Source organism: Pseudomonas sp. GM80, from assembly GCF_000282515.1.
Taxonomy (GTDB): domain Bacteria; phylum Pseudomonadota; class Gammaproteobacteria; order Pseudomonadales; family Pseudomonadaceae; genus Aquipseudomonas.
The window spans coordinates 1-10,517 of the sequence record NZ_AKJD01000138.1 but is presented as its reverse complement, the minus strand read 5'-3'; the positions used below and the strand labels follow the sequence as shown (position 1 = coordinate 10,517).

Annotated in this window: 9 protein-coding genes; 6 read left to right on the top strand and 3 right to left on the bottom strand. The window is 60.6% G+C overall.

Going from position 1 to position 10,517, the window contains the following annotated elements; all coding sequences use genetic code 11:
- Positions 1-19: 19 nt before the first annotated feature.
- Positions 20-883: a universal stress protein gene (locus PMI37_RS19875; RefSeq protein ID WP_008084221.1), complete on the bottom strand. Its 864-nt coding sequence runs from the start codon at positions 881-883 to the stop codon at positions 20-22.
- A gap of 158 nt (positions 884-1,041) precedes the next feature.
- Here PMI37_RS19875 and PMI37_RS19870 point away from each other — a divergent pair, with 158 nt between their 5' ends.
- The 3 genes from PMI37_RS19870 to PMI37_RS19860 all read left to right on the top strand — a co-directional run bounded on the left by PMI37_RS19870 (position 1,042) and on the right by PMI37_RS19860 (position 3,858).
- Positions 1,042-1,650 (top strand): tRNA-(ms[2]io[6]A)-hydroxylase, encoded by a 609-nt coding sequence (locus tag PMI37_RS19870; RefSeq protein WP_008084220.1) that lies wholly within the window; start codon positions 1,042-1,044, stop codon positions 1,648-1,650.
- Between the two features lie 213 nt (positions 1,651-1,863).
- Entirely contained in the window at positions 1,864-2,571 is a 708-nt protein-coding gene (locus PMI37_RS19865; protein WP_045123211.1) for a response regulator, read from the top strand.
- Entirely contained in the window at positions 2,572-3,858 is a 1,287-nt protein-coding gene (locus PMI37_RS19860) for an ATP-binding protein (protein WP_008084216.1), read from the top strand.
- Positions 3,859-4,009: 151 nt separating this feature from the next.
- On the opposite strand, the gene PMI37_RS19855 is transcribed toward PMI37_RS19860, so the two are convergent.
- Together PMI37_RS19855 and PMI37_RS19850 are read right to left on the bottom strand one after the other, a co-directional pair.
- Positions 4,010-6,202 carry a TonB-dependent siderophore receptor gene (locus PMI37_RS19855; protein ID WP_008084215.1) on the bottom strand — a complete coding sequence of 731 codons (2,193 nt, stop codon included), beginning with the start codon at positions 6,200-6,202 and terminating at the stop codon, positions 4,010-4,012.
- Positions 6,203-6,441: 239 nt separating this feature from the next.
- Entirely contained in the window at positions 6,442-6,930 is a 489-nt protein-coding gene (locus PMI37_RS19850) for a GFA family protein (RefSeq protein ID WP_008084213.1), read from the bottom strand.
- Between the two features lie 215 nt (positions 6,931-7,145).
- On the opposite strand from PMI37_RS19850, the gene PMI37_RS19845 reads away from it, so the two are divergent.
- The 3 genes from PMI37_RS19845 to PMI37_RS19835 all read left to right on the top strand — a co-directional run bounded on the left by PMI37_RS19845 (position 7,146) and on the right by PMI37_RS19835 (position 10,354).
- Positions 7,146-8,030, top strand: a complete 885-nt coding sequence (locus PMI37_RS19845) for a LysR substrate-binding domain-containing protein (protein ID WP_008084211.1) — start codon at positions 7,146-7,148, stop codon at positions 8,028-8,030.
- 99 nt (positions 8,031-8,129) lie between these two features.
- Positions 8,130-9,254 carry an agmatine deiminase gene (gene aguA, locus PMI37_RS19840; protein WP_008084210.1) on the top strand — a complete coding sequence of 375 codons (1,125 nt, stop codon included), beginning with the start codon at positions 8,130-8,132 and terminating at the stop codon, positions 9,252-9,254.
- Between the two features lie 2 nt (positions 9,255-9,256).
- Positions 9,257-10,354 carry an extracellular solute-binding protein gene (locus PMI37_RS19835; protein ID WP_008084207.1) on the top strand — a complete coding sequence of 366 codons (1,098 nt, stop codon included), beginning with the start codon at positions 9,257-9,259 and terminating at the stop codon, positions 10,352-10,354.
- The last annotated feature ends 163 nt before the right edge of the window (positions 10,355-10,517 follow it).

The following is a 10,517-nucleotide window of genomic DNA, read 5'->3' as shown; positions in this document are numbered from 1 at the left end:
CTGCCGAAGGCTGCGATCTTTAATGTTTCACCGCCAACTCCACCAAATGATCCTCAACCTCCTGCGGCTTGAGCACCAGCACGTCGCTTTCCAGCGCATCCAGCACCACTTCCGCGGTATTGCCGATCAGCGCCCCTGACAAACCGGTCCGCGCCACCGTGCCAATCACCGTCACCGCCGCCTGCAGCTTGTGCGCCATGAACGGAATCAACACATCCGCCGGCCCTTCCTCAATGTGCAGATGTTCATCATCGACATCGAACTCCGCCTGAAACGCCCGGCATTGTTCGCGATAGCGCGCCTCGATGGTTTCGCTCAGTTGCAGCGTCGGGTCCGCCGCTGACAACATCGGTGAGGGATGCGCTGCGATCACATGCAGGTGCGCTTTGGCCAGACTGGCAATGTCGTAGCCATGATCAATGATCGTTGTGTGCAAATGCCGGTGTTCGCCATCGACATTGCCGACATCCACCGCCGCCAGAATCACTTTGTCCTTCCACGAACTGGCGGTTTTCACTAGCAGCACCGGGGTCGGGCAGTGGCGCAGCAGTTTCCAGTCTGCCGGGGTCAGCAGGGCTTTTTTTAGCGAACTGTCCGGGAAATGCTGTTTGACTACCAGCCCGCAGCCCTCGGCCTGCTGCACATCAATGATGGTTTCATGCAGGCTTTCGTTCCACGCCTGCTCGGTGGTGACGCTGTAACCGTCGGCCAGCAGCGCGGCCTTGAGCACGCCGAGCATGCCGGCGTGGTCGTGCTTTCTGTCGCACACCAGCAGGTGCAGATGGGCCTGGGTCACACCCGCGATCAACTTGGCGCGCTTGAGCGCCAGGCTTTCCGAATGTTCGGGTTCGATGACCACCAGAATGCTGCGAATGGCTTGCATGAGCGGAGTCTCCAGCAAAGAAAAGGCACGGCGTTGCACAACTATAGTTGCTGCTCATGCGCCCGTGACTTGATGCATATCAACGCGGGCGGCTGGTGGTCTGCGGGCAGGCCGGTATAATCGGCGCCCTTCGCTCGAACACCTTTACCGTGAGCCCCATGATCCTTCCCGAAATCCACGAATTCCTTGGCTGCCGCACGCCAGACGCCTGGGTCCAGGCCGCCCTGGCCGATCAGGAAACCCTGCTGATCGACCACAAGAACTGCGAGTTCAAGGCTGCCAGCACCGCGCTGAGCCTGATAGCCAAGTACCATTCCCACGTCGACCTGATCAACATGATGTCGCGTCTGGCACGGGAAGAACTGGTACACCACGAACAGGTCATGCGCCTGATGAAACGCCGCAAGATCGAGCTGCGCCAGTTGCACGCCGGCCGTTATGCGTCGAGCCTGCGCAAGGTGGTGCGTAGCCATGAACCGGTGAAACTGGTGGATACGCTGGTGGTGGGGGCGTTTATCGAAGCGCGCAGTTGCGAACGGTTCGAAGCGCTGGTGCCGCATCTGGACGAAGAACTCGGCAAGTTCTACTTTGGCCTGCTGAAAAGCGAGGCACGGCATTTTCAGGGGTACCTGAAGCTGGCCTATCAGTACGGCGAGGCCAAGGACGTTGAGCAAGTGATCGTGCGGGTTCGTGCTGCCGAGCAAGAGCTGATTGAGTCGCCGGACGAAGAATTCCGGTTTCACAGCGGTGTGCCTGTCGCGGCATAGCCCTGTTCGAAAAAACAACGTCAAAAGATCGCAGCCTTCGGCAGCTCCTACGGGGAAACGCATTCCAAATGTAGGAGCTGCCGGAGGCTGCGATCTTTTGCGTGTGATTGTTAAAAACTCTTAAGAGTATGAAACATCACCGATAACCGGCTTCCACCCACGAATGCCGCCATAATGTCGACCCTTTCACACATGGGTTGGCACACGGTCGTTATGGATAACCTGGGTTTTGGCAAAGTCCTGCTGGTGGAAGACGACGAGCGCCTCGCGGCGCTGATCGCGCACTTCCTCGAACAACATGGCTACGAAGTCCGCTCGGTGCATCGCGGCGATCTGGCCGTGGCCGCGTTTCTTGAATTCAAGCCGAAAGTGGTGGTGCTCGACCTGATGCTGCCGGGGCAGAGCGGTCTGCAGGTGTGCCGCGAGATTCGCAGCGTGTCGGACACGCCGATCGTGATTCTGACGGCCAAGGAAGACGACCTCGATCACATCCTCGGGCTTGAATCGGGAGCCGACGACTATGTGATCAAACCGATCAAGCCGCCGGTTCTGCTGGCCAGGTTGCGTGCCTTGCAGCGACGTCAGGTGCCGGACAACAGCGTGGTCAGCGCCATGGAGTTCGGCCGGTTGAGCATCGACCGCAGTTGTCGCGAAGTGCGCCTGGCCGGCGAGATCATCGAAATGACCACCATGGAATTCGAGCTGCTCTGGTTGCTGGCCAGTGCCGCCGGCAAGATTCTTTCGCGCGATGACATCCTCAATCGCATGCGCGGCATTGCCTTCGATGGCCTTAACCGCAGCGTCGACGTGTACATCAGCAAGTTGCGCAACAAGCTCAAGGACAACCCCCGCGAACCGGTGTGCATCAAGACTGTGTGGGGCAAGGGGTATCTGTTCAATCCGTTCGCGTGGGAGCTGTAGATGCTGCGGTTATTTTTCGGGCTGTTTCTGGTCATGACGGTGGGGCTGGTGTTGGCGTTGCAGACGGTTGAACACACGTTCGATGCGCTGCTCGATTATCAGCAACGCGACTACAACCGTGAAGCCGTGCGCGGTCAGGCCTGGACGCTCACTCAGCAGTTACGTGAACTCGATGGCCCGGCCCGGGAAAACCAGCTGCAATCGATACGCCCGCACTACGGGCTGGGGCTGACGCTGGTCGATGCCGGCCAACTGAACCTGACCGACGAGGAAAAAACCGAGCTGGCCGATGGCTTGCTGGTCATCCGCGACAAATACAGCCAATACATTTCCGCGATCGATGGCGGCGCGCAGTTGCTGAGTATTCGCCTGCCCGCCGAACCGAGCCTGATGCCTTTCTACATCGTCGCGGCGTACCTGATGATTGCCGTGGTGATCGGTATCGTCCTGTTTTTCTGGGTGCGTCCGCACTGGCGTGACCTGGAAAAGCTGCGGCTGGCCGCCGAGCGTTTCGGCGGCAACGACTTGTCGTCGCGTATTCAATTGTCGAAACGCTCGAACATCCGCGATCTGGCGGAGCACTTCAACTTGATGGCCGCACGCATCGAGGGACTGATCGCCAATCAGCGCGAGCTGACCAATGCCGTGTCTCACGAATTGCGCACGCCGATTGCGCGGTTGTCATTCGAACTTGATCAACTCAAGCAGCAACCGGACGCCAGCCAGAACCGCGAACTGATCGCCGACATGTACGCCGACCTCGGCGAGCTGGAGGAGATGGTTTCCGAACTGCTGACCTACGCCAGCCTTGAGCGCGGCGCGACGGTGATCAAACGCGAGAACATTCAGGCCGCCAACTGGCTCGACAGCGTCGTCGGCAGCGTGGCGCTGGAAGCGGAAGCGGCGGGGGTGCAGTTGCTGATTAGCGATTGCCGGCTCGACACCGTGCGCATCGAACCGCGGTTCATGGCGCGGGCAGTGATCAATCTGCTGCGCAACGCCATTCGTTATGCCGAGCAGCGAGTCGAAGTGACCCTGGTGCGCCACGGCGATTATTACGAAGTGCGCGTAAACGACGATGGCCCGGGCGTGCCGCTGGAAGGGCGGGAGAAGATTTTCGAGCCATTTTCTCGGCTGGATGCCAGCCGGGATCGGCGTACCGGCGGGTTTGGTTTGGGCCTGGCATTGGTGCGGCGGGTGTCGCAGTCCCATGGCGGGCAGGTTGAAGTTGGCGAATCGGAGTGGGGCGGGGCGTCGTTTCGGATGAGCTGGGCGCATCTGGATTGAATTGTATTGGCCGTGCTGGCCTCATCGCGAGCAGGCTAGCTCCCACAGGGTTGGTCGGTGTTGCCACTGTATTGGCAACGCCGCAAGACCTTGTGGGAGCCTGGCTTGCCAGCGATGGGGCCGGCACAGGCAGCAAAAAATCAGCTGAAGATCAGAAATCCCACTTGGTCGTCAGCATCACATTGCGCGGCTCGCCGTAGAACGTCGTGTCGAAGTTGCCCAGCCCCGTCAGGTAGCGCTTGTCGAACACGTTGTTGGCGTTGACCATAAAGCTCAGATGCTCGTTGTACTGGTAACGGCTCATCAGGTCGACAAGGGTGTAGCCACCTTGCTTGATGCGCGTGTAATCGCCGGCCGGCGCACTGTAGATCTTGCCGTAGAACGCGCTTTGCCAGCTCACACCGCCACCGACGGTGACTTTGTCGAGCACGCCGGGCAAACGGTAGGTGGTGAAAGTGCGCACCACGTGTTCCGGCTTGGTGGTCGACAGCGGATAACCGTAGATGCGCTGCTCGTCGGCATCGCGGCTGCGCGCGTAGGTGTAGCCGGCGGAGACGTTCCAGCCGTCGGCCAGTTCGCCGGCCAGTTCCAGTTCCACGCCTTTGGTGGTGGCGCCGTCGATGGCTTTGTAAATGCCTTCGTTGGTCACCGCATTGGTGCCGATCGACTCGGCAACGCCGTCCTGTTCGATGCGGAAGAACGCCAGACTGGCGTTCAGGCGACCGTCGAAGTACGCGGCTTTAAGGCCGGCCTCGTAGCTGTCGCCCTCGACCGGCGCGAGGGTCGAACCGTTGCTGTCCTTATAGGTTTGCGGTTGGTAGATGCTGGTGTAACTGGCGTACAACGAGTAGGTGTCGTCGAGGTCATAAACCACCCCGGCGTACGGTGTGACCACGCCGTGCTCCTTGTAGCTGGCGTGGGTGTCGTCGAGCCCGGCGCCCGGGTTGTAGCCGTAGTCTTCGTTGTATTTGAAGGTGCTCAAGCGGCTGCCGAGAATCACCGACAAATCATCGGTCGGGTGCAGGCGCGTGGCCAGGTAAATGCCGTTCTGGCTCTGTGTGCGCTCGTACTTGCCGTTCTTCGGGAAATCCTGTTTTGGCAGATCGCCGCGCCAGTCATAGATGCTCCCCGGTACTTGCGAAAAGGCGCTGGTGTCGTAGGTCGAACCGGTCTGGCGCGAGTGCGCGGTCATCACGCCGGCCACCAGTTCATGTTCGCGACCGCCGAGGGAGAATGGACCGGAGACGTTGACGTCAGCCGTGTTCTGCACGCGATGGCCTTCCCAGCGGCCCCAGTACAGGAACATCCCTTCACCCGTGGCGCGATCCGGGTTGCCGCCGCTCGCCGACGCCAGGCGAGTGTCGTGGTCGGTGGTTTTCTGGTCGACGCTGACCTTGAATTTCCAGTCATTGGCCAGCGCCTGTTCGAGCGAGGCGAAGTAGGTGATGTTGTCGAAATCGCGACGGCTCCAGTCGGCACCGGAGTTGAAGTGGCGCGCAAAGTCTGTGCGACCACCGTCGCTGAAGTACACCGGGTTGCCGGTCCAGGAGGTGCCGCGTGGGGTGGTGCTGGACTTGTCGATGCCGAAGGTCAGCAGGGTATCGTCGGTCAGGTCGGCTTCGAGGATGCCGTAGAACAGGTCTTTCTTCTGGCTGTAGTGATCGAGGTAGGAATTCTTGTCCGAGTAAGCGCCGACGAAACGCCCGCGCACATTGCCCGAATCGGTCAGCGAACCGGAGATGTCGCCGACAGTGCGGTAGGCATCCCACGAGCCGACGGTGCCGCTGATCGAGGCCTTGAATTGCTTGGTCGGCTTCTTGCGGATCAGGTTGACCGTGGCGGACGGGTCGCCATTACCGGTCATCAGCCCGGTCGCGCCCTTGATGATTTCGACGCGGTCGATGCTCGCGGCGTCGTCACCGTTGTTCGGGTTCTCGCCGTAAACACCGTCGTAGGGGATGTTGATGCCGTCGTACTGGAAGTTGGTGATCGCCAGGCCCCGCGCGGAAAATTCGCTGCGGTCGCTGTCGTATTTCTGCGTCGAAACACCGGGCGTGTTGCGCAGCGCATCGCCGACGCTTTGCACGCCGCGATCATCCATTTGCTGGCGGGTAATCACGGTGACCGATTGCGGGGTTTCGCGAATCGACAACGGCAGGCCGGTGGCCGAGGACATGCTGCCAGTGGTGTAGGCGTGAGTGTCTTCGGTGGTGGCGCCGAGACCCTCGGCAGAAATATTGGTGGCGCCCAGTTGCAGGGCGGCGGTTTCAGCGGCTTGGGCACTAAGGCTCAGCAGCGCCAGCGCCAACGGGCACAAGGCAAAACGAAAACGGACGTACGGCATGGAGATCCCTTTGCATCAAATCGATCGGTCGTTGAAGTGCTTCTGAGGGTTAACCGAACGAAACACACAAAAGGGAACTGCCCCAGCAAAAATCCCCGCATCCCCCTGTAGGAGCTGCCGCAGGCTGCGATCTTTTGACGTTGGTTTTCTTTTGACGTTGGTTTTTAAAAACAAGATCAACAGTTAAAAACAAGATCAACAGATCGCAGCCTTCGGCAGCTCCTACATTGGGGTGTTTATCAGGTGCTGATGCCGAGGCGTTGGTGCCACTGGGCGAGGGATTCTTCGGGGTAGACGTCGAATTGTTTGTCCTTGGCTTTGGCGTCGACCTCAACCCACGGAGCTTTCGAGCCGAGCATCAGGTGCGTGTGCTCCGGTGGCACGGGCAGCGGCGTATCGATTGCGCTGGCAAACGGGTGGATCAGCTCCGGCCACTGCGGGCTGAACAGCCACAGACCGCTGCCGCACAATGAGCAGAAATGCCGTTCGGCGCTGCTGCGATGGGCACGCTTGTCGCCTTCGTCTTTCATCTTCGCGTGGTAGATGGCGATGTTTTTGCGGCCGTGAACCTTGAGCGAGGTCGCGTCACCGCCCAGGTTGATCGCGTAGCCGCCACCGCCCTGGGTCTTGCGGCAGATCGAGCAGTAGCAACGTTGATAAGGGTAGGGATGGGCGCTGGTGAGACTGAAGGTGACAGCGCCGCAGTGGCAGGAGCCTTTTAAATGCATGACGGGGGCCTCCGGTTGGCTGGGATGGGTTCGGTTCAGCCTAGAAGATGTGCGGTGAATGTGTTGCCGCCATCGCGAGCAGGCTCACTCCTACAATTTGAAATGCATTCCCCTGTAGGAGTGAGCCTGCTCGCGATAAACGATAACGCGGTTGCACTGGACGCCCACTCTTCCCCAAGTCAGCATGTTCCCCTAAAAACAGGGATCAAAAACCCATGCGACGACTTCCCTCACTGGCCGCCCTGCGCACTTTCGAATGCGCCGCCCGTCACGCGCATTTTGGCCGGGCCGCCGCTGAACTGTGCGTCACCGACAGCGCCGTCAGCCACCAGATCCGCCAGCTCGAAGAACAGCTCGGCGTCTCGCTGTTCATCCGCGAAGGCCGGCAGATTCGCCCGACCATCGCCGCCGGGCGCCTGATGCAGAGTCTGCAGCAAGCCTTCGAACTGATCGGCGATGCCTGCGATGAACTGCGCGATCCGTCCTCGCTGGCGGTATTGCGCCTGGCCGTCACCGCTGAGCTGGCGCAGAAATGGCTGATGAGTCGTCTCAGCGATTTCTACGCGCGCTACCCGCACATCACCTTGCACCTCTACGAACAACCGATCGACGCCAGCGCTCCCGGCGAAGACATCGACCTGGCGATCACCTACGGCACCGGCCCGGCCGACAGCAGCGCTTATTTCGTGCGGCCCTTGCCGGCGCTGCAGTTCTTCCCGGTGTGCAGCCCCGGCCTGTTCAACCAGGGCACATTGAAAACCCCGAAGGATCTGGCCCGCCACTGCTTGCTGCACGACGACCAGGACGGCAAGACCTGGACCGCCTGGCTGACCAGTCACGCCGGCGATCAACGCCCGCAGCGTCAGTTGTATTTCGCCCATGCAGGTCTGGCGCTGGAAGCGGCGGCGCAAGGGCAGGGCGTGGCGATGGGCGACAACCTCACGGCGCAGGAAGACTTGCAGAGTGGTCGGCTGGTACGGCCGTTCTCCTGGAGCATGACTGCGCTCGGCCAATATGCGCTGGTCTGCGAACGGGTGCGCATGGAGCGTCCGGCGGTGGCGCAGATGCTTGAGTGGTTCAACGATCAGCTGGCTGATTGATGAGTTGAATTCAACTGTTCCGCAATATTCATCGTTGGCGAGCCCGCAGCCAACGCCCGTACCTTGTGGTCATTCCCATCGCGAAGACGAGGTTTGACCATGGCACGTTTGCTCGACTCCACCCCTAAACACGACGGCTTCCGTCTGCCCGGCGAATTCGAAAGCAAGTCCGGCTGCTGGCTCGGCTGGCCGGAACGCACCGACGTCTGGCGCAACGGCGCCAAGCCGGCGCAGAAAGTCTGGGTGCAGATTGTCACCGCCATCTCCCACAGCGAACCGGTCACCGTCTGCGCCTCGGCCGCGCAATTCGCCACCGCCCGCCGCCAGTTGCCACCGCAAGTGCGCGTCGTGGAAATGACCTGCAACGACACCTGGTTCCGCGACAGCGGCCCGTGCTTCGTGGTCAACGACCAGAGCGGCGAAGTGCGCGGCGTCGACTTCGAGTTCAACGCCTATGGCGGCCTCGACGGCGGCCTCTACTACCCGTGGGACAAGGACGACCAGATTGCCAGCAAGATCCTCGAAATCGAGCGCTTCGACCGCTACCGCGCACCGTTGATTGCCGAACTTGGCGGCATTCAGAGCGACGGTCAGGGCAGCATCCTCACCACCGAACAATGCCTGCTCAACCGCAACCGCAACCAGCACCTGGGCAAGGACGAAGTCACCCGGCGGCTCACCGATTATCTCGGCGCCGAGCAAGTCATCTGGCTGCCGCGCGGCTGCAAATTCGACGAAACCGATGGCCACGTCGACGATCTCGCCTGTTTCGTCCGTCCCGGCGAAGTGGTGCTGCAATGGACCGACAACCGCGACGATCCACAGTGGGAAATCTATCAAGAGGCCTACGACATTCTGCGCAGCACCCGCGACAGCCGTGGGCGCGAGTTGACTGTGCATAAACTGCCGCAACCGGACGTGCTCGAATGGACCGCCGAGGAAGCCGAAGGCCTCGACCAGCAGGACAGCACCCACACCCGTCAGGCCGGCACGAAAATCTGCGCGTCGTACATCAACTACTACGCCGGCAACAGCTCGATCGTGGTGCCGCTGTTTGGCGATCGTCAGGATCGGGTAGCCCTGGCGACGCTGGCCGAACTGTTCCCGCAACAGAAGATCGTCGGCATCGAAAACTCCCGGGAAATTCTCCTCGGCGGCGGTAATGTCGCGTGCATCACCATGCCGCAATACGCCGGCACGCCTGTCCACAAGAAGGGAGCCTGACCATGCGCCTGCACAAACTGACTCAAGCGTTATTGCTGGTGCTTGCACCCTTGTGTGTGCAGGCCGCCGACACCGCGAAACCGGTGGTCAACTTGTACATCTGGGGCGAGTACCTGGCCCCGGATACCTTGAAAAACTTCGAGGCGAAAACCGGCATTCATGTGGTTGCCGATCATTTCGATTCACTGGAAACCGTCGAGACCAAACTGCTCACCGGGCGCAGTGGCTACGACCTGGTGCTGACCGCAGGCCAGCACCTGTCACGGGCCATCGAAAGCGGCGCGATTCAGCCGCTGGACAAGGCGCGGGTGCCGCACTTTGCCGGCGTCGGTGAGGAATTCCGTCAGCACATGGCGGCGTTCGATCCGGGCAACCGTTATGCCGGGATCTACGCGTGGGGCACCACGGGCGTGGGCTATCAGGAGGAGGCGGTCAATAAGCGTTTGCCCGATGCGCCAAAGGACAGTTGGGCGATGTTGTTCGATCCGGCCGTGGTGTCGAAATTCGCTGATTGCGGGGTGAGCCTGCTCAATGATCCGAACGAGGTGTTCGCTGCGGTCATGAAGTACATGGGCCTGGACATCAACCGGCAAAACCTCGACGAACTGAAACTCGCCGAGCAGCAACTGGCGAAAATCCGTCCGTACATTCGCTACTTCGACAATGACCTGAACATCAGCGATCTGGCCAACGGCAATACCTGCGTGGCGATGTCGTGGAACGGCAACGTGGCGATCGCGGCGGGGCAGGCAGAGGCGGCGAACAAACCGTTCAAACTCAGTTACCGGATTCCGAAAGAGGGCACGTTGATCTGGTTTGACGCGATGGTCATTCCCAAGGACGCCCCGCACCCGCAGGCCGGGCTGGCGCTGATGGATTACTTGATGACGGCGGAAGTCATGGCGCCGATCACCGACACCATTCACTACGCCAATGCGATCACGGCGGCGGACGGTCTGGTCGATGCAGCGATCCGCAATGATCCGGGGACCTACCCCTCGGCCGACGTCAGGGCCACGCTGTACAGCAAAAACGACAACGGCAAAGCCTTCAATCGCGCGCTGATCCGCGCCTTCAGCCGCCTCAAATCCGGTCTCTAACCCCACATTCCCCCTGTAGGACCTGCCGCAGGCTGCGATCTTTTGATTTTGTTCTCAAAATCAAAAGATCGCAGCCTGCGGCAGCTCCTACATGTTTGGGTTTTCAGCACAGGTGAATCGGTGCCATCTGACCCACCCCTGAACTCTGTAGGAGTGAGCCTGC